Raw genomic sequence first — 25,962 nt, 5'->3', positions numbered from 1 at the left:
AGAAAAAAGCCGCCGACCGACTCCTGACAGTTAAAGTCACTGACTTACTTTTAACTGCAAGCGAAAGTGAACAGGGGTAGAAGATTGGGGGAGAATAACTAATTCATAAAATCCCTCTTCGGGTAATTGACCGGACCATTGCCGATCGCTAGACTTGTCTAAAAGGGTAATATTACCCGTGGGAGAGTAGAAAGATAGTAAAACTTCGCCTTCCGCCTCTAAATTTAAGTCTAACCGATTACTGGAACGCAATTTTATTGCATAGGCTTTTCCTTGCCCCTCGCTGAGAATTGCCTCGATAACTTCCTCTCCCCCGCGTCTAAACTTTCGAGCGCTTGGTAAGATAGGCCAGACTGTAAAGATTGTAACTGATTCCAGGCCAAGCCACTCCACAGTTGACCTAGACCGCTATCAAAATTTGGTCTTTCTGTCAATTCGGTAAATAGCTGAAAAAAGGCGGTATCAGTAAGTAAATTAAGGACTCTACTGCTTAAGCGTAACTGATTCACTTGTTCTCGCCATTTTTCTCGCTGTTGCTCGTCGTAGCTACCTAATGCTTCTCTAGTGCCAGAATCGAGACGTTCTAAGCGATCAAGGATTTCTGCTGCTAAAATGTCTCTTTGTTCCTGTTTCTGTTTTTCCTCTTTGATATCCCCATAGCGAAGGCTAAACAATTCATTGACGAGATTTTTAAAAAACTGACCATCAATTCCCAACTCTAGACGGCGCTTTCTCATCTCGGCTTTCCGTTGCCATGCCGTATCTGTGGCAGAATTAAAGTTATTTTCCTCCGTGGCAAAAACGGGTTTAACGGTTTGGGGTTGATTGCTGTGTTTAACCCACTGTTTCCCGATTAACCAGCCTATTGCCGCCGATAATAACATCAAGAGGCAAAAAATAGCGATTCTGCCAGAACAGCCGAGAAAAATGGGCGATTTATTCCGAGAATTAGCGGCCATTGTCTCCTTAGACGATTGAGGGTTTTGATCTGTAAAGATGAGATTAACACAAATAATAGGCTAAGACGCATTTTAACCGCCTATCCTTAGATTAGCTGAATCTTCCCCAATCCCTTTACTGTTGCCCCTTGTCCCGTCTCAACAAGCAGTTTAAATACACGGGCAGCTTATTATTCATAGCAGATAACCATGACTACAACTCAACCCCTATCCCCTGGCCAAACCGCCCGAAAAGATGAGATAATCTTCCCAACGGGCGAATTTTGGAGTGATGAACCGCCATTGGAAAGTAATTTACATCTAACTCAGATTATTTTATTGATAAAATGCCTAGAATGGTTATGGCAAGATAGAGAAGATTACTTTGCAACCGGGAATTTAACCATCTACTACAGACCCAATCAGAAAAAATCAGAATACTTTAGAAGACCCGACTTTTTTGTAGTATTGGGAACAACTAGAAACCCAAACCGGAAAAGTTGGGTAGTATGGCAAGAAGAGGGAAAATATCCTGGCTCTTCTCGACTTTGTGTGATAATTTTTGCTTATGGAGTCGTGAAATGCTTATCGGGCAAGACTTTTAGGGCTATTTTGCGGATATTCTATCAGTATAGACCTCGTTTCCACACAGAAACCAGAAGAGCCATATCCTAATGTGATTATAGAAATCCTCTTTTGAAAGTACCGCTAAGACTGATAGGGAAGAAAAGAAAGAAATTTATCAAAATACATTTAGGACTCCTGATTATTTCTGGTTTGACCCCTATAGTTTAGAGTTTGAAGGATATACGTTAATTAGGGGAAAATATCAACCGATTGAACCCAATCAGCAAGGTTGGTTATGGAGTGAAGAATTGGGCTTATATTTAGGGATCTACGCCGATAAATTGCGTTATTTTAGTTCTAGGGGTCAGTTAATCCCAACACCTGAGGAAGCCGCTCTTCTGGAGAAACAGGCCAAAGAATCTGAACGTCAACAAAAAGAACTGGCTTTACAAAAAATTGAGCAATTAACGGCAAGATTAAGAGAATTAGGCATTAATCCCGATGAAACCTTGTAGGGGTGCAAGATGGTCAGTGGGATCTCTTGGGTTTGGTGGGTAAAATGTATTCTAAGATATAGTCTTGCGGGCAGTGAGTGGAAGGAACCACAGAGACACAGAGGACACAAAGACCGAATGAATTTTACTCCGAAAAAGTAGGGATAATTAATGAATTTTACTCCGAAAATGTAGGGACAATTCATGAATTGTCCCTACCAAGGGTTTCAGATTTTGCCAGTAGCTATCAAGTAAATCGAAGAATAAAGTAGGTGGGGTTAAACGATAGTGAAACCCGACATTTAAGTAATTGGGTTGGGTTTCGTCAAACAAATTCCTGTAAAATAGCTTCGATTTGTCCTTTTAGAGGAGGAATATCAGGTGAGATGCTCCCCATGTAATGGCTATCATCAATGACGAGCTTAATAAATTGAGAAAGTTAATGGGGGTGCATGAAAAAGGATTACCTCATTTATTATGGAAGAATAAAGAGGACTTAAAGGACGAGCAAAAACAACAACTAGAAGTTATCCTGAAAGAACATCCATGCTTAGGAATAGCCTGGGAAATGAAAGAAGAAATTAGACAAATTTATCAAAGTTGTAGAACGTTCAGAGGTGCTGAGAGAAAATTGGAAAAATGGATAAGAATAGGCGGGATATTATATCAAAGTAGTGCCATCATGATCCAGAAGCATTTGCCAGGTATTTGTAATTACTTTGAAAATCAGACAACCAACGGATTAATTGAGGGAATGAATGCCAAAATAAAGCTTATTAAAAGAATGAGTTATGGATTTACCAATTTTGAACATCTTCGACTTAAGCTGTTTGCTGGCTTTAATTCATAACAAAAATTAACACACGAAAACCAGAAGAGCCCTATGGTGAGAACCACAACGCTTGACAGGGGAATAGAGGTGAACTAGGGGGGCACTTTGTTCGGTGCTAGACTGATATTTCAGTAAGCCAGACAGGAGCCAGAAAAAGATATTTATCAGAAAAGTCATAATCAAGCTAGAGGTTTAAAGACTGATCGGGTTCCGATTATTTTTATTAATAAATATTTTACACAATTTATACCAGGTAAGCAAGAGAGCTACGCCACTACTACCGAATCATTACCTTTTTTTGATTATAACACCCCATTTCCTCAACCCCTAAACCATTATGGAAAAATTAACTAATCTCGATCGCATTGCTGAAGAAATTTTAGGTTTAATTCCAACAGAAACGGTTATCATTGCCGAATTTGACGGTGATAGTATTTATTATCGCGCGGGTGCGGGTAAAAACACTGGGGCAATTGTGGGCAAAAGGGGTGATATTGCCACGTCGGGATTGTGTACGGTGGTTTACCAGGGGAGTTGTCCGGTGGTGGTGGGACAAACTCTCGGAGATAATCGCATCCGTCAGGATATAGCGGTCGCTTTGGGGATAAAAACGGCTTTAGCTGTGCCAATTAGGGTTAATAATCGGTTATTTGGTGCAGTAATGCTGTTAAACCGTCTCGATGGTCAGGAATTGACCGATCGAGATAGTTTGTTAGTGGAGGAATATCTGAACTCGCTACTCAGAGATGAGGGATAGAAGCGGTTGGGCAATCCAGTTAAATGCTACCGCGATTTGATGGTTAAGGGTGGGCAGTCGGTAGAGATAGACTAAGCGACGGGTAAGATGGGCAAGGGGACCGGCTAATTCTAGTCCTAAACCGCTAATCGTAGCCTCATCGACTCCGAGGGTCAACATTTCGCCTAAAGGTTGATAACGGAAGGGTAAAGCCGGTTTATCGTGAAAACTCGCCCAAATATTCCAAGCGCAGTAGTCGGACTGTTGAAGGGCGACCTGAGCCGTGGCAGCATAGGGTTTATCCTCTTGATCGCGACTATCGGCCGCATCGCCGATCGCGTAGATGCTGGGGTTTTCGACAGTTTGTAAATATTGATTAACTTTTAGTAATTTGCGCTCATTATGTGCTAGGGGCAAATTAGCGAGCAGTGGAGAGGCGATCGGACTAACGGTCCAGAGAATTAGATCAACGGGGATATTGTCGATCTGTCCTTTGTAGTCAAGGGAGAGGCGATCAGCTTGGATGTCGGCGACGGTGGTTTCTAGGTCTAACCAAACTAGACGTTTTTCTAGGGCTTTTTTGGCGGTGTCGCGGTTAAATTGGGTTGAAGGGCCAAGTATATCGCTATTTCTTTCGATCAGACGAATTCTTCCCCTTTCTCCGAGGCGATCGGCCAGCTTACAGGCTAATTCTACGCCGCTATAACCGCCCCCGATAATGGCGACCCGAATTTTATCGCGATCGGATTGTTCTAGGGTTTTGAGTCGATCCTGAAGACGATAGGCATCCTCTAGACTACGAAAGGGGATAGCGTGGGTTTTGGCCCCGGGTAGGAATTCAAGGGAAGATTGACCACCGAGGGCGATCACGAGGCGGTCATAGCATATATCGTTTTGATTGTCAAGGGTTATTTTATGATTATTAACATTGATCGCCGTGACGGTTCCCTGTTGGAAGTTAACGGGGGTATTGGCGAGCAATTCGCTGAAAGGGGGAGCAATTTCCCAAGATTGTAGTTCTGAGGTGACTAATTCGTAGAGAAGGGGAGAAAATAAAAAGCGATCGCTTTTATCAATTAAGGTAATTTGGGGGGGGTGTTGATCGGTCCAAGGCAATTGACTCAAACGTAGAGCAGTATAGAGTCCACCAAAACCACCACCGAGAATACAAATTTTTGGGATTGAGTCAGTCATATCGATCGCTGAGGGTTTTGTTTCTTATTTTGACACTCCCTGCCATAAAATGGACGGGGAACCTTAAACCCAAATTTTTGGTAAAGCGAGGAAAGAAAAATGTTTTTATTTATCTACCCAACCAAATCGTCAGCAAAGCCATAATTGTAGCCAGAAAAAGGATATGATTCATCCAATCGTCGAAAGACCAATTTTTAAACATAATCACTATTAGCGTAGAAAACTTTTAAACCTACATCCAATCCTACACATTTTTTATTCGGTTCTAGCGGTTTTGCCTATTCCCGAATATTAACGCTTAGACAGAATTGGACATAATAAACATTTGAACGATTATTTTTCTGAAACTTAGGATAATCATTGTTTATCGACCTCAAACAACTATTTATAGGCTAACTTATACAGCAGAGATTGTCAAGATTTAAGTCGTGCTTCGCTGTTTTATATTGGTTGGAGTTTCATCTCGTTAAAAGCGAGGGTCTTCACCCCGACATTTGAGATAAAATTAAGATTAGAGCTTAGGAGCGAGGAAAAACCTAACCAGAAGAATTCTTAGGTGAATCCTAATTGAGATGGGAGTCTTTGGGAATAACATCCAAACCGAGGAGAACCTTTTGAGTATTGGACATATCGCCGATAATTCTTTGTAGGGGTGGGGGAAGTTGTTTGACTAAAGTAGGAGTTACGAGAATTTTATCCTGTTCCGCTAATTGCGGCTGTTCGAGAACATCAATTATTTCTACCGTATAAAGACCGGATAACTCCTCGCGACAGATACGAAAAATATTGGCGATCGCCCTCTGGGATTTACTTGAATCGCCCATAATGTAGAGTTTGAGAAGATATTGACTCATGATTGCGTGTTATTGAACAGTTTAATGTTGCTGAGACCGATATAGTATTTACGATAGAAAGAGACGAGATAACCCATCAATTCCAAGACCATGAGACGACCTTCGCTAACGTAGGCCTGCGCTTTGGCCAGGGTGACATCCTGATTTTTTTGGCGTAGGGTGGTGGTATGAATATCCACCACATCGCGAGGACTAGCTTTTAAGAATCCTAGCTTATCGGCCAAGCTTCGCAGTCGTTCCGATAGATTATGTTCGACTTTGTATGCTTGTTCTTCTAAAGCTAAATCTAATAACTCTCCGTAATTTTCGACTAATTCTTGAAAAATATCGGGGATACTCTGCCTGATTGCCTCAGAACCGAACATTTTCGCCGTGATGCTAGTTTGTCCTCCCTTGATTAACTGTTCCAGTTCGCGAAATTCATCTTCCTGTTGTTGATGTTTAAGATTGAGGATATATTGCTGACGCTCGATCGCCACACGAATTTGATAGACTAAAAGACTACTATCGATATTATTTAACTGAATATAACCGTCAGCACCTAGTTGAAAGGCTTTAACGACTAATTTCTCATCATTGCTAGTAGTTTGAACCACTATCGGTATATCAGAGGCTAATTCTCTGGTTTTGACTAGAATATTTAAACCGGGGGGGACAGAGATTTCCAAGCTTAAGAGGATGATATCAAATTTCTCCCCTGCCAGTTTTTCGGCAGTTTCCTCTAGATCCTGAGCTTGGGTGAGGGTAAAAGTCAACCCCCCGGCCAAGGAACATTGGGGGGCCTTTAACAGCAATCTCTGGATTAATTTAACAGTTGTCGGCTCATCCTCTATCAATAAAATCCTACAGAGATCCCTAGTCATTGTGAATTGATCGCTAAAATTATCTTTTTTTTCCCTACTTTCATAGTACGCCCATCTTTGGGAAACGCAAGGACAAAATCACCATCTAGCACCCGCTATCTCGAAGTCTTATATAGACTAAGCTGAAATCACAGGCACTCAAAGCGGTTAACCTACGAGCAAAAAGACTATTGTGAAGCATCACTTAAAAATTGACGATCAAGTTTACTGCCATTGAGCGTGAATGCGTGGATGGAGTAAACGCTCGACTGGTTGACCGTTTTTTAAATGTTCCTCGACAATCTGATTGACATCCTCTGGTTTAACACGACAGTACCAAGTTTCTTCAGGAATAATCCTCACCGTGGGGCTAGTGCTACACTGTCCTTGACAACCACTGGTCATAACGATGACATCTTCTGGGAGAGCTGCCGTTTGCCAAGCTAAAAGAAGCTCGGACGCACCCTGTACCAAACAGGAAGAATGCTGACAGACCATCACAAATCGCTTTTGGGGATAAGACATATTACCTAAAAAGTTGCAAAATTAGATAGTTCCCTGGGTATATTCTTGGGAGAGGCTTTGGGGAAGCATAGTTTTATTTTGCCCCGAATCCCCGATACTGGCAACACAAAAAAAAGGGGCTGAAAATTAACCATCAATCTTTAAAATAGAGTTCAGAGAAAAATTGGCTCTTCTGGTTTCTGTGTGGAAACGAGGTCTATACCGATAGTTTCTTCCGCAAAATAGTCCTAAAAGTTTTGCCCAATAAGCACTTCAGGGTTCCATAAGCAAAAATTATCACACAAAGTCGAGAAGAGCCAAAAATTTAGTCAATCAAGAGAGTAAAAGTGGCATTCGCTAGTCATTGGGTCATGTTAGGTTTATTACTGGGTTTTGCCGTCGCCCATAGCGGATTAGCCAGTTTACGAATGCGGGGAGAAGCTATCATCGGTGCGCGACTGTATCGGGTATTATTTGCCCTTGTGAGTATCCCTCTAGCCGTGATTTTAGTAGTTTATTTCTTCAATCATCGTTATGATGGTTTGCTTCTCTGGCAAGTACAGGGAGTAACCGGAGTTAAAACCCTAGTTTGGGTACTTTCGGCCATTTCTTTTTTCTTTCTCTATCCTGCCACCTTTAACCTGCTGGAGATCGCCGCTATCCAAAAACCCCAGGTTCATCTCTACGAAACCGGCATCCTGCGCGTTACCCGTCATCCCCAGATGGTAGGACAGGTGATCTGGTGTATTGCTCACACCCTCTGGTTAGGGACAAGCTTTACCCTATTAACTTCCCTGGGTTTAATTGCTCATCATCTTTTTGCCGTTTGGCATGGCGATCGCCGCTTAGAAGACCGTTACGGAGAGGCATTTTTAAAGATCAAAGAACGCACCTCGGTGGTCCCCTTTTTAGCGATTATCGATGGTCGGCAAAGCCTAAAATGGCAAGAATTCCTTCGTCCTGCCTATCTAGGAGTAACAGGGTTTATTCTACTCCTCTGGTGGGGGCATCCTTGGCTAATGCAAGCAACAAGTAAAATTTATTGGTGATTTTGCTCCCAACCCCTTTCTTATTGATCCCGACTGGTGTAAGATGGTTTCTATATCAAAATTAAGTTTTCATAAAATCGGTTTAGACATGATGCTATCTGTCAACGAAAAGAGCTTCCCTAAGCTAGTTTTAGAGTCTTCTCGTCCGGTCCTCGTGTATTTTTGGGCTCCTTGGTGTGGTTTGTGTCGTTTAATCCAACCCACCCTCTTTTCTTGGCAAAATGACTGTCAAGATGCGATTCAATTAGTCGGTGTCAATGCCGATGATAATTTTAAATTGGCTAATAGTTTTCGTCTGCGTAGTCTGCCTACTTTAATTCTCTTCGATCAAGGTGTTCCGGTTCACCGTCTGGAGGAAATTCACAGTCGCGAGGAATTACAACAAACCCTGCGACTAATAGTCAAAAATCAAATCCTGCGTTCAGCTTAAGTAGCTGGTTATAATTAAATTGAAGATATATTTTGGGTTCGATCCCCCCTGCCCCCCTTAATCCCCCCTTAATAAGGGGGGTGTCTGACAACTTTTAACACCTGCCTGCTTAAGGGAAAGCTATCTTTTCTGATGGGACTGGCAGAGATAATATAATAGGACAAAAAGTAGATAATCCCAATTGCTAAAACTCCCATAGTTCCCCCAGTTCAAAAAATTAGGAGGCTTGCAAAAAATGCCGATTGGTGTGGCTGAATTTGTCGAAAACCAGGAAAATCGCTGTCCTGTGGTACTACTACTAGATACCTCTGGTTCAATGCAGGGAGAACCGATTAAGGCTCTCAATGATGGCATCAAAACCTTTCAGGAGGACGTGATGCGGGATATGCAAGCGACGTTGAGCGTAGAAACCGCCATTGTTACCTTTGGTAATGGTGGGGTTAAAACCGTGCAAGATTTTGTCGGAATTGACCAATTTACGCCACCTACTTTAACCGCAGGAGACTTAACTCCCATGGGAGAAGCGATTGAATTGGCCTTAGATTTAGTCGAAGATCGTAAAGCGATTTATAGAAATCATGGTATCCAATATTATCGCCCCTGGATATTTTTAATTACTGATGGTGCGCCTACGGATCAATGGAATCTGGCGGCGCAACGGGTAAAACAAGCAGAAGCAGAAAATCGGGTTTTATTTTTTTCTGTAGGTGTTCAGGGTGCTGATATGGAGAAGCTCAAACAGATTTCTAATAATCCCCCTGTGTTACTCAATGGTTTAGATTTTCGGGATTTATTTCAGTGGTTAAGTAACTCAATGAAACGAGTTTCTGGTGGTAAAATTGGAGAGGCGATCGATTTACCACCCGTGAATTGGGGACAAATTACCACCTAGAGGACAGTTAATTATGTGGAGAACATTATGTCAGTCAGTGGTCGGTAGTTTTCACGTCCAAATGGGATTACCCTGTCAAGATTACGGTGCTTATAAATTATTGGGTCAGGATGTTTTGATTGGAGCCGTGGCTGATGGGGCCGGTAGTGCCAAATATTCGGATTTAGGGGCGAAAATAACAGTTAAAGCAGCGCTGCAATTTTTAGAGGAAAATTTCAAAAAAACAGCATTAGCTGCCACTGGAACTGAAGCGGAATTAAAGGAAATATTCCGGCAACTGTTGGCTTATGTTCAGCAAATTCTCCAAGAAGAAGCCGAAAAAGAAGAGTTAGACATTAATGATCTAGCGACAACTTTACTGGTTGTTTTGGTTACTTCAAAACGGTTAGCATCGATGCAGATAGGAGACGGTTTTATTGTGTTCAAACCTCTGGGAGGAAATTATCAGTTATTGTTTCAGCCTGACAAGGGGGAATACATCAATGAAACCACTTTTGTTATTTCTAGTAATGCTTTGGAGGAGATGCAAATAAAAATTTTAACCGAGCCAGTTGCGTTTATTTGTGTGGCGACAGATGGAGTGGAAAAGGTATCGATCGATTATAAAAATTGGCAGCCTTTTCCGCCTTTTTTTCAGCCACTAGAAGAATATTTGCAACAGACAGAAACGCCATTGCAAGAAGACCTCAAAGAATTTTTAGAGCGGGAGGATTTAAGTAAGTTAACAACCGATGATAAAACCTTACTACTAGCTTTTTGTTTAGAAACCGGGTTTGTTTGACAAACCCGGTTTCTGGCTCTGGTTCAATCCAACCTATGATAAGACTATGGACTAAGTAAATTATGAAAATTGACGAATTACTCAAAAACAAACGAGAAAAAATTATTGCTATTGCGGCTAAACACGGCGCAAATAACGTGCGAATTTTTGGTTCTGTTGCACGGGGAGAAGCTGACGAAAAAAGCGATATTGATTTATTAATTGATTATTGTAGCGAACGTCGGAGTCCCTGGTTTCCCTTGCCGTTAATCCGAGAACTTGAAGCCTTGTTAGGCTGCAAAGTTGATATTGTTACCGAACAGGGACTTAAAGATAGAATCAGAGAGCGGGTACTTAAAGAAGCAATACCACTATGAGAGATGATAGCGAACGCTTGCGGGATATTTTAGAAGCAATTGAGCGTTTAGAAAAGTATGCTCGACAGGGAAAAACCCTGTTTGAACAACAAGAATTAATTCAAACTTGGATTGTCTATCATTTACAAATTATTGGTGAAGCAGCTAGAGCAACTTCTCAAGAATTTAAAGCAAGATATCCCGAAGTTCCTTGGCGAGATGCCAGCGATCTAAGAAACTTAACTATTCATGAATATTTTCGTATCAATCTAGAGATTATTTGGGATATTGTTAAAAATGACATTCCTCCTCTAAAAGGACAAATCGAAGCTATTTTACAGGAATTGATTTGACGAAACCCAACTCAATTATTAAAAAATGTTGGGTTTCACTATCGTTCAACCCAACCTACGATGGGACTAAGGCACTACCTTGGAAGCTAATATTAACGAATCTACCTCAAACAATGAAGTACGAATGGGATCAAGACAAGAGCGACGCTAACTTAGAGAAGCACGGACTGAGTTTTGAGGATGCACCGCTAGTTTTTGGTGGTAAATGTGTTACCTTCGAGGATAGCCGTTTCGTTTATGGTGAGATAAGATATATTACGCTTGGCAAATTGAAAGGTCGAGTTGTCTTAATCGTCCATACCCCTCGCTCTAATAAAACTCGTATAATCTCAATGAGAAAGGCAAACAATCGTGAGCAAAAAATCTATCAAAAGCGACTTGAAGAGAATTGATGCGATGACGGATGAGAATATCGATTATTCTGATATTCCGCCATTAGGTGATGAATTCTTTACCCAAGAAACAGTATCTTTTTCGACATCAAAGCAGCAATTAACCATCCAACTAGATCAAGATATATTAGAATGGTTAAAAGCTCAAGGGAAAGGATATGAGACACAAATTAACTACATCTTGCGGGAAGTGATGGAACAGCAGCAGCAGTAAAAAACAATGAACCTGATTTGATTACATCTACCCCAAACAATCGTGAGCAAAAAATCTATCAAAAGTAATCTGTAGGTTGGGTTGAGGAACGAAACCCAACTTAATTATTAAAAAATGTTGGGTTTCACTATCGTTCAACCCAACCTACGATGGGACTGAACAGCATAAATACTCGGAGATTTTTTGATGTCTTTAACTTATCGCTGTCAACTACAAAATCGTCTGATTACCCTGACGCAAGAATTGGCCAACAGTGGCGAAGCGAAAGTATGGCACACTAACTTTAATGGGTACTTAGCGAAAATCTACCACAATCCCCATAATGAAAGTATCTGTAGGTTGGGTTGAGGAACGAAACCCAACTCAATTATTAAAAAATGTTGGGTTTCACTATTGTTCAACCCAACTACGATGGGACTGAACAGCATAAATACTCGGAGATTTTTTGATGTCTTTAACTTATCGCTGTCAACTACAGAATCGCTTGATTACCCTGACGCAAGAAATGGCCGACAGTGGCGAAGCGAAAGTATGGCACACTAACTTTAATGGGTACTTAGCGAAAATCTACCACAATCCCCATAATGAAAGGGTTGATAAATTACAGTTAATGGTGAGAAATCGGCCTGGGGATCCTAATGCTCATCTTAACCATATTTCCTTCGCTTGGCCCTATTCTATCTTAGAAGATAACCAGGGAAAAGTCGCTGGGTTTTTAATGCCAGAAGTGGTGGGTTCAGAAACATTATTAAAGCTTTGTACGCCCATAATGAGAAGAAAATACAAGTTAGAAACTAATTGGTATTTTCTTCATGTAGTAGCGCGGAATATAGCCGCTATTATCCAAGCAATTCACCTTAAAGGTTATGTTTTGGGAGACATCAAGCTAGAAAATATCTTGGTGAATAATCGGGCGTTGCCTACAATTATTGATACAGATTCATTTCAAGTATCAGATCCCTATAGCGGTAAAATATATCGGTGTTTAGTTGGCTCAGAAGGATTTACACCGGCGGAATTAATCGGAGTGAATCTAGCAGATGTAGATCAAACAGAAGTGCATGATCGCTTTCGATTAGGAGTTGTTATTTATTATCTATTATTTAGCGGGCCGCCGTTTCGGGGATTGTGGCAAGGAGGAGGGGATTCCCTGGAACAGTCGGAACTAATTCGACGGGGACTCTGGCCTTTTTCTGGGGATAAATTGCTTGTACCTAGTAATACAACAATCCCATTAAATATTTTACATCCCGACTTACACGCCTTATTTTTGCGCTGTTTTAATGAGGGACATAAATTCCCCCACAGACGACCGACGGCTAAGGAATGGTGCGATACTTTGGAAGTTGCATTAAATGAGGTTATACGCTGTGGCAAAGTTGATAATCATTACTACAGTCGCAGTTACGGAAAGTGTTATTGGTGTGAGCGATTTAGTGATTTAAATTTTGATATTTTTGCAAGCAAAAGTATCGCTACTGTGACATCTACACCGTCACCTAAAGTAGCTCCACCACCTCCCCCAATATCGATTAAATCATCTCCTTCACCTATACCTCCTCAAAGATGGTCGCGTCGTAAAGTCTTAATAAATTTGGGGTTATTTACAGTAGGGACAGTCGCTAGTAATATTTTCGCTCAGTTGTTTCGTCAGAATCCTACTCCTTCTCCTTCACCTCGTCCTTCAAGTTCTCCATCTCCTCCTTCACCTCGTCCTTTAGCTCCTCCATTTACAGAAAACCTACCCAATGGAGTAACACTGGAAATGGTAGGCTTACTAGCAGGTCAATTTCTCATGGGATCTCCTGACAGTGATCCCGATGCTTCGGATTCTGAAAAGCCTCAACACCAAGTTAAAGTCAACAGTTTTGCGATTGGGAAATATCCGGTGACTCAGGCACAATATCAAGCAGTAATGGGAACAAATCCCTCTTATTTTAAAAATAATCCCCAAAATCCGGTAGAAAAGGTTAGTTGGAATGACGCTCAAGCCTTTTGTCAGAAATTGAGTCAAATAACCGGGAAAACCTATCGCCTCCCCACAGAAGCGGAATGGGAATATGCCTGTCGTGGGGGACAACCACTCGCTATTATTTCGGTGATGATGCTAATCAGTTAGGAGATTATGCTTGGTATGACGGAAATTCTCAGTATAAAACTCATCCTGTGGGCCAGAAAAAGCCCAATGCTTGGGGACTCTATGACATGAGTGGCAATGTTTGGGAGTGGTGCGAGGACAATTGGCACGATAACTATATCGGAGCGCCAAAAGATGGATCGGCGTGGCTTATCAAGAATGATAATCGTTCTCAATCTCTTAAGTGTCTGCGCGGCGGTTCTTGGTACGACAGCCCTTATAGCTGTCGTTCTGCCAACCGCAACTGGGTCATCCCCGGCTTCGACATCAGCAACTACGGTTTTCGGGTTGCGTGTGTCTCCCCAGGACTTTAACCCTTTTTTACTTTTTCTCTTTTTCTCTTTTTCCCGCCTAGCGGCGGGTCGATTTTTTTGAAAAAATTGAGGTAGTGTTAAATTTTGTTAAGGACAATGAAAAATGAAACAGTTATCGGTTGTTAAAAAGCCGTGGGTTGGGTTGAGGAAGGAAACCCAACCCAATGATTTAAAAATGTTGGGTTTCACTATCGTTTGGCCTAACCTACGATCAGACTACGGACGAAAAAGTGAGCGCCGATCTCCTAGGGTGTGTTAATGTTGGTGTAGCCTACCAGCCGACTTTACATGGCGGGTTACTGTAACCTTAACGATCTTAAGTGTTTTGTCAAGGATAATTTGGGGGATTTTGCTCACCAATGAAACAAGCTATTACAGCGAAGGTTGTTAAAATAACCACCAACAAGGCCGAAAAAATCTTGTTAAATTCTGGTTTTAAGAAAAACAAGCTCAAGTTATCTTAAGCAAAATTACTAATTTTTGTCAACATTGGAAAATTCTTGAAATGTCTTTATTTGGTTCAGTATTAAGGGAAGACTTTCGAGTTGATAGTGATATTGATGTTCTTTATAAGTTTGCTCCCAATCATGGCTGGGATTTGTTTGATATTGTTCAGATGAAAGAAGAATTAGAGGAGATATTCGGACGCAAAGTTGACTTGGTTAATCAAGAGGGACTGAAAAACCCCTATCGTCGTTACGAAATTTTAAAAACTCATCAGCTAATTTATCGTCATGAACAGTCGTGAGGCTGGATATCTTTGGGATATGGTCGAAGCTATTACTAATATCCAAGAATTTATTCAAGATGTTTCTTTGGAAGAATATTCCAAGAGTCTTTTGTTACAAAGTGCTGTGGAAAGATAATTAGAAATTTTAGGAGAAGCAGCCCGTAGAATTCCTGAGACTTTTCAACAAAAACACACCAAAATTGATTGGAGGGGAATTATTGGCCTCAGAAATATTATTAGCCATCAGTACGATCAGGTTCAACCAGAAATTGTCTGGAATATTATTACAGTAAGACTTTCTCCTTTGCTAGAACAATTGCAGTCTCTATTGCCACCATTGCCCCAATGATAATAATTTAAAAAATTAAGTTAATGGCAGATTATGACTGCTATCCTTTCTGGGGAATCGATCAAATAGGTGAGATAGATTTCTCGGAATTACCCTTTAGCAGTGAACAGTAAACAATTATCGCTTAGAATGAATTGTAAAGGTTACGAAGCAGTAGTTTTTTTTGATGACGAGGCGGGTATCTTTCACGGTGAGGTGGCCAACGTCCGAGATGTTATCACTTTTCAGGGAGAGAGTGTAGCGGAATTGCAGCAAGCTTTTGCTGATTCAGTGGAAGATTACTTAGCTTTTTGTGCCGAGCGTGGGGAAAAGCCAGAAAAACCTTTTTCTGATAGTTTTCTGTCACAGCCACACCCGAAATTACACCAACAAATTTAGCAATAAGTAGGCTGGTTTGAGGAACGAAACCCAACCCAATTATTTAAAAGTGTTGGGTTTCACTATCGTTCAACCCAACCTAAGCTCTTTATTCTCTGAGATAAAATAAAGGTTGAATGATGCAATTCATCTGCCTAAAAACGTGCCATCACCTAAACTGCCTGATTCTGCTCAATCAGCCGTAGGTTAGGTTGTAGGTTGGGCGTGGTGGCGTGGTGCGTGGTAGATGGGAAATTGATGGGTAGGGGCGAAGCATTCGGATAAAAAATCTAGGATTTCAGCGATAGGTTATGCCCAAATGCTTCGCCCTTACAGTGATTTTCTGCAATTTGAGGAATAACTGTTGCAGAAGGCGTTTCCAAATTCATTGTCTTAATTATGATTGAGGAAAAGGGAGAATAATATAGCGAATAACTGTTCCTATTAAAGCTGTTCCCAAGATGCCGATTAACGTCCAAATCTGGGCTTTCTGAGAGCCTTTTAATTCTTTTGTATCTTCTTTTACTCCTTCAATATCTTTTTCTAAACTATCGACTTTTTCCTCTAATCTCGCCTGTACTATTTTAATATCCATAACATCTTTTTGCAGATTATCTAACTTCTGATTAATTGAACCTAAAATTTCCTTGAGGTCTTGTTCAATACTAACTGACATCTGATGATTCTCCTAATAATGATAGTTATCAGTATTATTGTCTATCTTGTCTCAAGTGCTTGCCAAACATTGCGCCTCATTTTCCCCTGCTGCCTTCTCTAATTGTTGCCCTCCCCCTCCCATTATCTCCACTAATTTATGAGCCGATAATTCCTGATTAAGCCAATCCTTTCTCAGCCAACCATTGAGGATTATATAAACGAGATTGATAACGGGACCCACCATCACAAAGAACAGTAACTATGGTGTGGCCCGGTCCCATTTGTTTAGCCAAAGCCACGGCAGCACCGACATTAATACCCACAGAACCCCCCATAAATAAACCATCTTTTTGTAATAGTTGATAAACAACTTTGATGGCAGTGGGATCATCAATTTGAATGGCATCATCTATGGGTGCGCCTTCCATATTAGCGGTAATACGACTATTACCAATCCCTTCGGTAATTGAACTACCTTCCAGGGTAATTGTCCCAGTTTTCACATAACTATATAAACCGCTACCCATCGGATCCGCCACCACACAACGCACCTGGGGATTTTGGTCTTTTAAAAACATCGCCACCCCCGCGTAGGTTCCCCCGGTTCCCGTGGCAGCCACCCAAGCATCAATTTTACCGTCGGTTTGTTCCCAGATTTCCCGGCCAGTGGTTTCGTAGTGAGCGCGACGATTAGCCAGATTATCGAATTGATTGGCCCAGATAGCATTTTCCATCTCACTGGCCAATCTCCCCGATAATTTAACGTAATTATTGGCATCCCGGTAGGGAACGGCGGGAACAGTACGCACTTCTGCACCCAATGTTCTCAATAGGTCGATTTTCTCTTGGGATTGGGTATCGGGAATGATAATCAGGCATTTATAACCTTTAGCATTGCAGATATGGGCCAAACCGATGCCAGTATTGCCGGCGGTTCCTTCGACGACGGTTCCCCCGGTTGGAGAGTACCGGCTTTTTCCGCTTCTTGGATAATATATAAAGCGGCCCGATCCTTGACCGAACCACCGGGGTTAAGAAATTCGGCCTTACCGAGAATCTCGCAGCCAGTTTCCTCGCTAAAACTATTGAGACGAATTAGGGGAGTATTACCCACCGCATCGACGAAACCATGTTTAATATCCATAATCTGTTATTTTTCGTGCTGTTCCTAGGCTGAGACGATTTTTTGTACTAAGGGATGACGCACCACATCGGCGATAGGTAAGAAAAAGCGATCCCTTCTACTGATTTTAGGATTTTTTGAGCGGCAATTAACCCCGATTCCTGTGGTTGCGGTAAATCGGTTTGGGTGACATCTCCGGTTACTACCATGCGCGAACCGAATCCCAAGGAAGTTAAGATCATTAATGCGATCGCACTTTCTCCACTGGGGAATTGAATCGTTGGCCAATTTCTACCACTTTAGCAAAATTGTTGTCTTTGCTGGAAATATTGATTAAATTGGAAGTTTTTAGCTGTTATTAGTTACTTAACCTAATATAGTGGTGGCGTTCTGTAAGGAGTCCCGCCGTGACTAACAATTCCCTCGATCCTTTAACTATTGGCAATACGATTAATACTGCCTTCCGTCTTTATCGTGATCGCTTCTCAACTTATGTATTCTTTGCTGTCCGCGCCGGCTTGTGGTCGCTTCTTCCCTTAGTTTTGCAATTAATTCTCAGTCAATTACTTTATCAAACAATTACCCCCGAAGAAGGCAGCGATATCGGTTTACGTTTATTTCTTTTCCCAGTACAAATTTTCTCGGCCGCTAAGTATCTTTTCAATAATGCGGTTATCTCACGATTAGCTTTTCAAGACATCATTTATCAGCCAGAAACTGCCGGACAAGCGGAAAAAAAAGTTAAGCCGAAAATGTGGCGCTTATGGTGGATGCAGGTTTTGATCGGTTTGTTGGGAGCGGCAATAATCTTGCCGATAACGCTGTCTCTGGTGCTAGTCAGTTTTATCCCCATCCTTGGTGTATTGCTTATTTTACTGGCTTCTTTCTGTCTTGCTTTTTTCTTCCTTTGGTTATCTGCTCGCATTTGCATTGCCGAATTGCCCTTAGTAATTGAAGATAATTTAGGCAGTTGGCAAGCAATCAAGAGAGGTTGGCATTTAACTAAAAACTCGGCTTGGAGAATTGTAGGAGTGATATTTATTGCCAGTTTATTAATTATTCCAGTTTATCTTCTGTCACGGGCTTTGGCTTCAATTCCCTTTTGGTTCAATTCTTCGGAGGACTGGCAAACGCTCGCAGAAAATCCTCTTTTTTTCCAACAAATGGCGATGTTTTCCTATGGTCTGATTACTGTTTTTGTACTTCTGAGTACTTTATTAGTTCCTTTTTGGCAATCTCTCAAAAGTGTGATCTATAATCATCTTTTAGACCAGAAAAAAAATGATGGGGGAGAATACTAATAACTGAGCAGCTGTTGATGTAAACTAAGACGCATTTAAACCGCTTATTCTTAGATTAGTTGAACTTCCCCCAATCCCTTTACTGTTGCCTCTTGTCTCGTCTCAACAAGCAATTTATCCTAAATCCGTTGAGTAACCCACAGAAAAAGGGTTTCTCGGAGAAACCCTTTTTCTACTCATGCAAGAAAAAGGGTTACAAAGTCCTCCCAGCACCGCAGACTACCCGAAAACCGTATTTGTTGCTGCGGTAGTCGCGGCGGAAGTTGAAGATGCGAATCGCGGAACGGCAGTCATTAGGATAGTTGCCCCAGGAACCGCCCCGCAGAGCTTTATATGCCTGATTTTGCTGTTTTTTGCTCTTTTTTATCTCCTCATAGTTTTCGCGCCAATCATCTTGACACCACTCCCAGACATTTCCGTGCATATCATATAAACCAAAGTCGTTGGCGTAGAATTGCCCAACAGGGGTGGTTTTTTGGAGATTGCCATTATAGTTGGCTAAATCTGGGGTAAGAATTTCCCCAAAGTGATAGGGGGGGTAGGTTTCTCCTTTGTCGAGATTTAAGGGTTTGGTTTGCGCTCGACAAGCGTACTCCCACTCAGCTTCCGTTGGGAGCCTATATTTTCTTTTACTTAATTTAGATAGCCTTTGGCAAAATTCGACGGCATCTAACCAAGATACATTTTCAACGGGGTTTGTGCTGCCTTTAAACTCCGATGGCTCTGGTTTTAAATCTTGCTCTACTTTTAAATCTTCCCTTTGGGCAATATATAACCATTGAGCTTGGGTAATGGGATAAATACCCATCAAGAAGTTTTTCAGGGTAACGTTGTGTTGGGGCTTTTCACTTGTATTACCACTTTCTTGTTCTGAAGAACCCATTGTAAAGGTTCCCGATGGTATTTTGACTAATTCTATTTCTAGGTCATCGGTGAGTTTTTCTCTATAGATTAAAAGACGTTTTTGGGTCTTTTGGATGATTATTGTAGGCATAAGTAGGGTTTGTTGAATAAATGTGAAATATAGACGAGGTAAGGGTTTTAGTGTTCTGTATCGGCCCGCGTCCTGTAGGGGCGAAGCATTCGGGTAATAACCTATCGGTGAAACCGTAGATTTTCTATCCGAATGCTTCGCCCGTACTTTTTCAGCAAGCCCTAAGTAAGTAATTATAATTAAATTAAAAATTGATTTTAGGTTTGATCCCCCCTACCCCCCTTGATAAGGGGGGTTTGATCCCCCCTGCCCCCCTTGATAAGGGGGGTGCCGATAGGCGGGGGGATCTGAAAGTTTTTAATACCTACCGACTTAGTTATGAAAATGGAAGAAACTCTTGATGGGAAAAATATTAAAATAGGGCGAGAGAATCGGGAATTTCTATTGCTAAAGCTAATACTTCTCTTTCTCCTTTTCCTAAATCAGTGACAGGGAATCAGTCAAGTAAGTTAGTCTGATAGAGGTATTGAATCGGTGATGTATCGGCAATGACGTTAGGCATTAGCCAGATCCTCGATTAATTCTGCTTCCTTGAGTCGGAAGGTATCAACTCCATAGTCTGCAAGTTTAGAGAGAAAAACAACTCGCGGAATACCTGCTAAGTTAGCAGCAGTGCCAGAGGAAAGTTTTCCCAATTCATAAAGTTTAATGGCAGCAAGCAGAGAAATTTCCTGTCCTAGTTGTTCTGGGGTGAGATGTAAAGCGAGAGCGGTTTCATCGGGTAGGGAAAGAGTGATTTGGTACATGATGAATCCTAGGGTTTTTCTTAATTAAAGGGCAGATCCCCCCGCCTATCGGCACCCCCCTTAATAAGGGGGGCAGGGGCAGGGGGGATCAAACCCCCCTTATCAAGGGGGGCAGGGGGGATCAAACCCCCCTTATCAAGGGGGGATCAAGGGGGGATCAAACCCCCCTTATCAAGGGGGGATCAAGGGGGGATCAAAACCCCCTTATCAAGGGGGATCAAGGGGGGATCAAACCCCCCTTATCAAGGGGGGATCAAGGGGGGATCAAAACCCCCTTATCAAGGGGGGATTAAGGAGGGATCAAACCCCCCTTATCAAGGGGGGATTAAGGGGGATCAAGGGGGGATCAAGGGGGGCAGGAGGGATCAAAACCCGTCTTCAATTTAATTATAACCAGCTACTGATCAGCCAACCTCATCTAGTACATTTGTTCAAAAAAAATCGAAAAGAGAAAAAGGGTAAAAAGGAAAAAAAGAGAAAAAGGGCTACAAAGTCCTCCCAGCACCGCACACCACCCGAAAACCGTAGCTGCGGTTGCTGACGCGGCGGCTGCTGCCGAAGCGGTAAGCGGAACGGCAGCCATACGGATCGTAGTACCAAGAACCGCCCCGCAGAGCTTTTTTTGCCTGATTTTGCTGTTTTTTGCTCTTTTCTTGCCAAGCACTACCATCCCTAGGTGCGCCTTGATAATTTTCCCAGAAGTCATCCTGACACCACTCCCAGACATTGCCGTGCATATCATACAAACCAAAACCATTGGGGGGAAATTGCCCCACTGGGGTGGTTTGCTGGCGATATTCTCCTGCTGGTTCCTTAGCAAAGCGTTTCCTAGCATCGTAGTTAGCTAAATTTGAGGTGAGGGTTGCTCCGAAGTGGAAGGGGGTGGTGGTTCCGGCACGACAAGCATACTCCCATTCCGCCTCACTGGGCAGCCGATACTGTTTCTTGGTCATTTTAGAGAGCCTTTGGCAAAATTCTACAGCATCTAACCAAGATACATTTTCAACGGGGTTTGTGCTGCCTTTAAAATATGATGGCTCTGGGTTTAAATCTCGCTCTACTTTTAAATCTTTCCTTTGGGCAATATATAACCATTGAGCTTGGGTAATCGGAGTTTGACTTAGGTAAAACGGAGCGATTTTTACTAAATGTCTGGGGGATTCTCCTTTGAACCAATCCCTATTGTATTTTTCCACTAGCCGCGCTATTTCCTCCGCTTCGGTTCCCATCCAAAACTCCCCCGAAGGAATATAGAGCATTTTTAAGCTGGGGGGATTTTCTTCAAAGTAGAAGGCTCTCACGGGTTCTTTGGCGGTAATTTGTCCCGTCTCATCCACAAAGACGGTTTCAGACTTGAACAGGGTTAGGTTAAATTTCTGGGTGATGATTTCTTCTTCTGTGTTATCCAAGACTTCCCTAAACTGGACTGGGATTGTCTCGGCGGTTATTTCTTCGCTTGCCAAAATTTTAAGCTGCTCAGGGGTTAAACGAAGACGCTGATACAGTTCCCCATCTTCTACGCTGAAATCCTTAAGTCTATGCTTGAGCAGTTGAAACAATATTTCCTCTCCTCCCGTAAGCTCTTTTACCTTAGCTATGGTTACGGTTTTATATTTCCTCAGCCACTTTTCCTCAACCGGTGGGGGTGGAGGTGAGTCAACCATAGATTGCAGCTTTTGGCTAATTTCTTGGTACTTTGCTTCCCCTAGCTTTTGGAAAACCTTAGCAGACACCTTGGCAAAGGCGCGGACTAGATTAGCTGCTTCTTTGCCGAGGAGAACTTGGGGATTGGTAAGAATAAGACCAAAAAAGGTGGTGGTACTCAGGTTAAGTTTTTGGGCGATGTATTCCGAGAGGACAAAAATTACCTCTAAGGCGCGGCTATTCCCTAGTTCAGTGAGCAGAAGCTCTCTGTCCTCATCATCAAATTCAAAATCTAGGCTGTTGGGGGGAGTGTGAAAGTTAAATTTACCTCCTTTGTCCCACTTCACTGGTTCCCCTCCTAGATAGACTTTGAGAAAACCGCTAAGGATGACTTCTGCTATGTTTAGGGGGTTAGAGGCGCTTAAAAGTTGGCTTTGGATAAGACGGATGATGGGAAGATTTACCGGGGCTGCGGCTAATTTTTTCAGTAATTCCCAAGCTAGAGGTGAGGCGGTACTAGCGAATAGTTCTAGAGCTTGCTTCCTAGACATCTCCGGAGAAATAGTTGCGGGTATTTCTCTGTTTTGGGGGGATTTTTCTAGTAGTACCCCCGCACAGGTGGCGTTGCTGTCACCACTGACAACGAGCGCCCAAGCTTTTAAGGATGAAGGGGTTAGGGAGATGGTGGGTAGGGGAAAGTAGGTTTTTTGGATTGTTTCTCTGAGAATATGTTGATTTTCCTCTTCCTTCTCAATTTGTAGCAGCAGGGGGATAGAGGTAAATCTCCAGTTTTGTGAAGGTTTCCGGGGGGTTTGGTTGACTAGGGAGACGAACCAACCTCGACTAAGGGCGGTTCTTTCCCACATTGCTTCCGGGAAGGGAGAAAGCAGGGTGACGATTTGGTGTTTTCCCCAGTCCTGAAGAGCTTGGTTATAGCGTCCTTGATACCAGTCTGGGGAAGTACAATCGCTGTAGAAGAGGATAAGTCTTTCGCCGCGAGGATGGATGAGATCTTTTGGGTGAATTGAGCAAGTATCGTTAGAGTAGGTGCGGATGGCTAAATTTTGCCTGTCTTCGTCCCATCCGATGCGGTAGAGTTTGACATCCCGAAAGGCCCCGATTTGTTCTAGCCAATCGCGGATTTCCCCGGCCATTTCTTTCCAAAAGACCATGGAGGCCCATTCTTCAATCAGTAAAACCACCTCTAGGGAACGGACTTTTTTGGCTTGGTAAACGGGTATTAGGGCTAAACTGCCATCTTTCTTGCCGATGCTATACTCGGCCGATTTCTGTACGGTGCTGTTTAGGTTTATTTGTCTTTGGGTGGCTGAGTCTATCTTTTGGATGAGGGGACGCACTGCTCGCCCTAATTTTAGGGTTTCTCGCCAGAATTTGGCATCGGGGATGCTAATGGGTAGGGTATCTGCGCCTATCTTCTCAGGCTGTTTTTGTGCTTCTGTCTCGCGTATTAAGGGAACTTCATCGGATGGGGCTGCTGGCTCTTGGGTTTCGTTTTTACTCTCCCGGGGGGGGTTTTTAGCGGTCGGGGTTTCTTCCTTTTCTTCCCTAGGCTCTGTAGGGGTTTGGGGTTTTCCTTCCTCTTCTTGGGTGAGAACATACCACCATAAACTATCAGCTATCTGGTAACTGTCTAGGTCCCATCCCCTGCCCTTGACAAAGGTGATAAATTTATCAATCAGTTCTGGTGTGGGAAGGGTTTGGGTCATGTATTGCCTGTGTCGGTGAGATAGGTAAATAGTAGGTCGGTAAGGGACTTTAATTCTGCACCTGTGGGTTTATTTTCGCCCATGCTCAAAAAGACGGCGTTTAAAAGCTGGTCTGTTGCTAGTTCCCCTTTTTCTCGTTTTTTAACATATTCTGCGATCGCTGCTTCTATTTTTTTACTTTCGGGACTGGCTTCTTTATAATCAAAATGGCTTTTTACTATCTTTTTTAGTTCCTCTGGGGTGGGGTCGGGAATTTCTAAGAGCAGACATCTACGTTTAAAGGGTAGGGGAAAATCCCTCTCGCCGTTGCTCGTCATAATCACTATGGGGAACTGTTGGCAGCTTACCTTACCTTGGGGGATGGATTCCCATTCACCGTTATGGGTTTGTACTGGTATTGGTTCGTTTTCGGTATCTTTAGCGAGTCGGGAAAGTTCGGTGATTTCAAATCTTCCCTCTTCAAAAAGGTTTAAGAGGTCGTTGGGTAGGTCGATGTCACTTTTATCTATCTCATCGATAAGCAGTACCCGGGGATAATTTCTCGGACAGAGGGCTGTCCCCAAGGGACCCAAGCGGATATACTGCCCTATGTCTTTTTTTTCTTCTAGTTGGTAATCTTGCAAACGTGCGATCGCGTCGTAGTAGTATAATCCCTCTTGTAGGGTGGTGCGGGTATTAATTGGCCAGACTAATACTTCTCCTAAGTCTAATTCGTAGGCGATTGCGTAGGCTAGGGAGGTTTTCCCTGTACCCGGTTTCCCTGTGACTAAAATAGGCCGGCGTAGGTGAATGGCTGCGTTTACGGTTTCGATGGTTTTAGGGTTAACTATGAGTTGTTTTCCCCGCTCCTCGGATTTGTTGGTGGCGAAGCTTCGCCAGGGTGGGATTTCTGGCCAAGTAATCTTATCCCTTGAGCCTTTTTCATGATTGCCTTGAAAGATTTTCCATGAACTCATAGTTAGTTAACCTAGGTGCTGAGATGTTAAGTAGTGGAAGGGGGGCATCCGATTAGGGTCTTCTAGAAGTAATGATAAATGATGCCCGAAATAGTCAGATTGGGATTCCTGTTTTTCAGGTGGATTTCTTGCCTTATGTATTAGTTTTGGCAGTTCGGTGATGGGTTGATTGCTAACTAGGGCATTAATTTCCTCTCTGTGAGTTGGCGATAAATTATAACGGCGTGACCAAAGGGCTAAAGGTATGCCTTCTGATGCTATTTCTATAAGCATTTCTTCATGACTTTGTTGACAATCACAAAGATTAATCCATAGGGTTAAATTTTCTTGTCGGCGGCAGTGATGTTTACAGTCATTATCTTGTATGTCTTCTACGATTATTGCTTCATTTTGTAATTTCTCCCATTTTTTTATCCATTTTTTGTATGGGTCAGAAGTTTTGTCTATACAAGACCTTGCTGAAAGACGACTATTAACAAAGTAATTTTCTTTTAGTTTAGTATTTGGTTTAAATTCACTTTTATACTCCCAAGATTCAAAATCACTAGATAATAGCTTTTCATCGGCGAAGAACTCAACGGACGTTATTTCTTCACTCCGTTCTCGACAGTCATTAATAATATGGGTTAAAGTATGGTTATGATCATACAGGGGTATATGCTTAATATCTTTGTTTTGAATGTTGTTAGGATTTAATCGCCAAAACCAAGCTCGTATTAGATGTTTTTCGATATTTTCAATAGTCGTAATATTCTTATACCGAATGTTTTTGCTACTGTCCACCTTTATAATTAAATAGGCTTCTAACCCTTCCTTCGGTAATTCAATCCGCTCCAATTGTGTGCTTGTTAATTGCTCATAATCAAGGTCACTAATATTTGTCTGCATTTTTAAATCATTGACCGTTTGCTCAAAAATTGATTGAATTAATGGATCATCAAGGCGTTGATCATAAGCTACGTTATGTAGTAAGCTAAACAAAAAACTTTCTTCATAATCTTTAATCTTCTCAATTAATTCCTTAAGGTTACTATTTTGTATTTTAGGATCATCAGATAAATAGGATTTGATTATAGCAGCAGTCATCGGTCTTTTTATCTTTAATTCATTATTTAACTTTTCAAAGATTTTAATCTTATTATTATTCTCTTCGTTCATCTTATTAATAATTTGCGATTTATTTTTTAAGTTAATATATTCTGTAATCAGTGGCACGAATTGGTTTTTCTGTATTTTTTCTCTATTTTCTCCTGTTACATGATTAAAGGCGTTGGTGATTTTCCCAAAAAAATTTGACATTTCTCTTCTCAAATGTCCTTCAGTGCAATTACAATTAGCTGAAGCTAAAATTTCTGAATACTTTAATCTTTCATAACATCCTTTAATACCTTTTAATTCTAATTCACTTAGAGTTAGGTTCTGTTTTCCCTCGCGCAACAATTCTAGGACATTATCCACAAACTCTTCCTTAGTCATAATTTAGACAGTTGTAGTGATAAGTAACTCAAAGCTAATCCTAT

25 protein-coding genes and 7 pseudogenes are annotated in these 25,962 nt (G+C 42.0%); 18 read left to right on the top strand and 14 right to left on the bottom strand.

Annotated elements, in window-relative coordinates; genetic code table 11:
- Positions 1 to 36: 36 nt before the first annotated feature.
- Positions 37 to 959 (bottom strand): annotated as a pseudogene (locus tag VL20_RS11115) (serine/threonine protein kinase).
- Between the two features lie 189 nt (positions 960 to 1,148).
- Between VL20_RS11115 and VL20_RS11110 the strand changes: the two are divergent.
- Positions 1,149 to 1,466 (top strand): annotated as a pseudogene (locus VL20_RS11110) (Uma2 family endonuclease); the annotation flags it as partial.
- Between the two features lie 139 nt (positions 1,467 to 1,605).
- Positions 1,606 to 2,020, top strand: a pseudogene (locus tag VL20_RS11105) (Uma2 family endonuclease); the annotation flags it as partial.
- Positions 2,021 to 2,167: 147 nt separating this feature from the next.
- On the opposite strand, the gene VL20_RS31125 reads toward VL20_RS11105, so the two are convergent.
- Positions 2,168 to 2,332, bottom strand: coding sequence for a hypothetical protein (locus tag VL20_RS31125; RefSeq protein ID WP_158499340.1), 165 nt, complete (start codon positions 2,330 to 2,332; stop codon positions 2,168 to 2,170).
- Positions 2,333 to 2,384: 52 nt separating this feature from the next.
- On the opposite strand from VL20_RS31125, the pseudogene VL20_RS11100 reads away from it, so the two are divergent.
- Positions 2,385 to 2,849 (top strand): annotated as a pseudogene (locus tag VL20_RS11100) (ISL3 family transposase); the annotation flags it as partial.
- 319 nt (positions 2,850 to 3,168) lie between these two features.
- On the top strand, positions 3,169 to 3,588 hold the full coding sequence (locus VL20_RS11095) for a GAF domain-containing protein (RefSeq protein WP_052276542.1): 420 nt from the start codon (positions 3,169 to 3,171) through the stop codon (positions 3,586 to 3,588).
- On the opposite strand, the gene VL20_RS11090 is transcribed toward VL20_RS11095, so the two are convergent.
- The 4 genes from VL20_RS11090 to VL20_RS11075 form a co-directional block, all read right to left on the bottom strand.
- The gene (locus VL20_RS11090; RefSeq protein ID WP_052276541.1) at positions 3,568 to 4,761 is read right to left on the bottom strand and encodes an NAD(P)/FAD-dependent oxidoreductase; all 1,194 of its coding nucleotides are present in this window, start codon (positions 4,759 to 4,761) and stop codon (positions 3,568 to 3,570) included. The two genes, VL20_RS11095 and VL20_RS11090, sit on opposite strands and share 21 nt — an antisense overlap.
- 563 nt (positions 4,762 to 5,324) lie before the next feature.
- Positions 5,325 to 5,615 carry a circadian clock KaiB family protein gene (locus VL20_RS11085; protein WP_002772019.1) on the bottom strand — a complete coding sequence of 97 codons (291 nt, stop codon included), beginning with the start codon at positions 5,613 to 5,615 and terminating at the stop codon, positions 5,325 to 5,327.
- Complete coding sequence (locus tag VL20_RS11080) at positions 5,612 to 6,478, bottom strand: response regulator (RefSeq protein ID WP_052276540.1); 867 nt, start codon at positions 6,476 to 6,478, stop codon at positions 5,612 to 5,614. Before VL20_RS11080 ends, VL20_RS11085 begins: the two co-directional genes overlap by 4 nt.
- Before the next feature lie 204 nt (positions 6,479 to 6,682).
- Positions 6,683 to 6,982 (bottom strand): (2Fe-2S) ferredoxin domain-containing protein, encoded by a 300-nt coding sequence (locus VL20_RS11075; protein ID WP_002786792.1) that lies wholly within the window; start codon positions 6,980 to 6,982, stop codon positions 6,683 to 6,685.
- A gap of 326 nt (positions 6,983 to 7,308) precedes the next feature.
- On the opposite strand from VL20_RS11075, the gene VL20_RS11070 reads away from it, so the two are divergent.
- The 13 genes and pseudogenes from VL20_RS11070 (at position 7,309) to VL20_RS11015 (ending at position 15,315) form a co-directional block, all read left to right on the top strand.
- Positions 7,309 to 8,010: an NnrU family protein gene (locus VL20_RS11070; protein WP_128575193.1), complete on the top strand. Its 702-nt coding sequence runs from the start codon at positions 7,309 to 7,311 to the stop codon at positions 8,008 to 8,010.
- An 88-nt stretch (positions 8,011 to 8,098) separates the two neighbouring features.
- Complete coding sequence (locus tag VL20_RS11065; protein ID WP_052278442.1) at positions 8,099 to 8,440, top strand: thioredoxin family protein; 342 nt, start codon at positions 8,099 to 8,101, stop codon at positions 8,438 to 8,440.
- Positions 8,441 to 8,675: 235 nt separating this feature from the next.
- On the top strand, positions 8,676 to 9,332 hold the full coding sequence (locus VL20_RS11060; RefSeq protein ID WP_052276539.1) for a vWA domain-containing protein: 657 nt from the start codon (positions 8,676 to 8,678) through the stop codon (positions 9,330 to 9,332).
- 13 nt (positions 9,333 to 9,345) lie between these two features.
- Positions 9,346 to 10,113 (top strand): PP2C family serine/threonine-protein phosphatase, encoded by a 768-nt coding sequence (locus VL20_RS11055; RefSeq protein WP_052276538.1) that lies wholly within the window; start codon positions 9,346 to 9,348, stop codon positions 10,111 to 10,113.
- A gap of 62 nt (positions 10,114 to 10,175) precedes the next feature.
- Positions 10,176 to 10,469, top strand: coding sequence for a nucleotidyltransferase family protein (locus VL20_RS11050; RefSeq protein ID WP_002770523.1), 294 nt, complete (start codon positions 10,176 to 10,178; stop codon positions 10,467 to 10,469).
- Positions 10,466 to 10,801, top strand: coding sequence for a HepT-like ribonuclease domain-containing protein (locus VL20_RS11045; protein ID WP_052276537.1), 336 nt, complete (start codon positions 10,466 to 10,468; stop codon positions 10,799 to 10,801). The genes VL20_RS11050 and VL20_RS11045 overlap by 4 nt, the downstream gene beginning before the upstream one ends.
- A 113-nt stretch (positions 10,802 to 10,914) precedes the next feature.
- Positions 10,915 to 11,193, top strand: coding sequence for a BrnT family toxin (locus tag VL20_RS11040; RefSeq protein WP_002772034.1), 279 nt, complete (start codon positions 10,915 to 10,917; stop codon positions 11,191 to 11,193).
- Positions 11,194 to 11,197: 4 nt separating this feature from the next.
- Positions 11,198 to 11,407 (top strand): BrnA antitoxin family protein, encoded by a 210-nt coding sequence (locus VL20_RS11035; protein ID WP_081417880.1) that lies wholly within the window; start codon positions 11,198 to 11,200, stop codon positions 11,405 to 11,407.
- A gap of 186 nt (positions 11,408 to 11,593) precedes the next feature.
- Positions 11,594 to 11,755, top strand: a complete 162-nt coding sequence (locus VL20_RS31120) for a hypothetical protein (RefSeq protein WP_158499339.1) — start codon at positions 11,594 to 11,596, stop codon at positions 11,753 to 11,755.
- A gap of 100 nt (positions 11,756 to 11,855) precedes the next feature.
- Positions 11,856 to 13,858, top strand: a pseudogene (locus tag VL20_RS11030) (SUMF1/EgtB/PvdO family nonheme iron enzyme).
- 505 nt (positions 13,859 to 14,363) lie between these two features.
- The gene (locus VL20_RS32565) at positions 14,364 to 14,606 is read left to right on the top strand and encodes a nucleotidyltransferase family protein (RefSeq protein ID WP_284526096.1); all 243 of its coding nucleotides are present in this window, start codon (positions 14,364 to 14,366) and stop codon (positions 14,604 to 14,606) included.
- A gap of 124 nt (positions 14,607 to 14,730) precedes the next feature.
- Complete coding sequence (locus VL20_RS32560; protein ID WP_272079423.1) at positions 14,731 to 14,937, top strand: HepT-like ribonuclease domain-containing protein; 207 nt, start codon at positions 14,731 to 14,733, stop codon at positions 14,935 to 14,937.
- 102 nt (positions 14,938 to 15,039) lie between these two features.
- The gene (locus tag VL20_RS11015; RefSeq protein ID WP_284526095.1) at positions 15,040 to 15,315 is read left to right on the top strand and encodes a type II toxin-antitoxin system HicB family antitoxin; all 276 of its coding nucleotides are present in this window, start codon (positions 15,040 to 15,042) and stop codon (positions 15,313 to 15,315) included.
- Between the two features lie 376 nt (positions 15,316 to 15,691).
- Here VL20_RS11015 and VL20_RS11010 read toward each other — a convergent pair whose 3' ends face one another.
- The 3 genes and pseudogenes from VL20_RS11010 to VL20_RS11000 all read right to left on the bottom strand — a co-directional run.
- Positions 15,692 to 15,970 (bottom strand): hemolysin XhlA family protein, encoded by a 279-nt coding sequence (locus tag VL20_RS11010; protein ID WP_052276534.1) that lies wholly within the window; start codon positions 15,968 to 15,970, stop codon positions 15,692 to 15,694.
- A gap of 157 nt (positions 15,971 to 16,127) precedes the next feature.
- Positions 16,128 to 17,095 (bottom strand): annotated as a pseudogene (locus VL20_RS11005) (cysteine synthase A).
- Between the two features lie 24 nt (positions 17,096 to 17,119).
- Positions 17,120 to 17,316: pseudogene (locus tag VL20_RS11000) on the bottom strand (PhoH family protein); the annotation flags it as partial.
- Between the two features lie 165 nt (positions 17,317 to 17,481).
- On the opposite strand from VL20_RS11000, the gene VL20_RS10995 reads away from it, so the two are divergent.
- Complete coding sequence (locus tag VL20_RS10995) at positions 17,482 to 18,375, top strand: hypothetical protein (protein WP_052276532.1); 894 nt, start codon at positions 17,482 to 17,484, stop codon at positions 18,373 to 18,375.
- Positions 18,376 to 18,568: 193 nt separating this feature from the next.
- Here VL20_RS10995 and VL20_RS10990 read toward each other — a convergent pair whose 3' ends face one another.
- From VL20_RS10990 to VL20_RS10970, 5 genes are all read right to left on the bottom strand, one after another.
- Positions 18,569 to 19,369, bottom strand: a complete 801-nt coding sequence (locus VL20_RS10990; protein ID WP_052276531.1) for a formylglycine-generating enzyme family protein — start codon at positions 19,367 to 19,369, stop codon at positions 18,569 to 18,571.
- A gap of 494 nt (positions 19,370 to 19,863) precedes the next feature.
- Complete coding sequence (locus VL20_RS10985) at positions 19,864 to 20,115, bottom strand: UPF0175 family protein (protein ID WP_002769612.1); 252 nt, start codon at positions 20,113 to 20,115, stop codon at positions 19,864 to 19,866.
- Positions 20,116 to 20,600: 485 nt separating this feature from the next.
- Entirely contained in the window at positions 20,601 to 23,486 is a 2,886-nt protein-coding gene (locus VL20_RS10980) for a formylglycine-generating enzyme family protein (protein ID WP_052276530.1), read from the bottom strand.
- Positions 23,483 to 24,442, bottom strand: a complete 960-nt coding sequence (locus VL20_RS10975; RefSeq protein WP_052276529.1) for an AAA family ATPase — start codon at positions 24,440 to 24,442, stop codon at positions 23,483 to 23,485. The genes VL20_RS10980 and VL20_RS10975 overlap by 4 nt, the downstream gene beginning before the upstream one ends.
- Positions 24,443 to 24,448: 6 nt before the next feature.
- Positions 24,449 to 25,918: a VMAP-C domain-containing protein gene (locus VL20_RS10970; RefSeq protein WP_052276528.1), complete on the bottom strand. Its 1,470-nt coding sequence runs from the start codon at positions 25,916 to 25,918 to the stop codon at positions 24,449 to 24,451.
- Positions 25,919 to 25,962: the final 44 nt, after the last annotated feature.

It is taken from the genome of Microcystis panniformis FACHB-1757 (assembly GCF_001264245.1).
In the GTDB taxonomy this organism is placed as follows: Bacteria; Cyanobacteriota; Cyanobacteriia; order Cyanobacteriales; family Microcystaceae; genus Microcystis; species Microcystis panniformis.
This window is presented reverse-complemented; position numbering and strand designations above follow the sequence as displayed.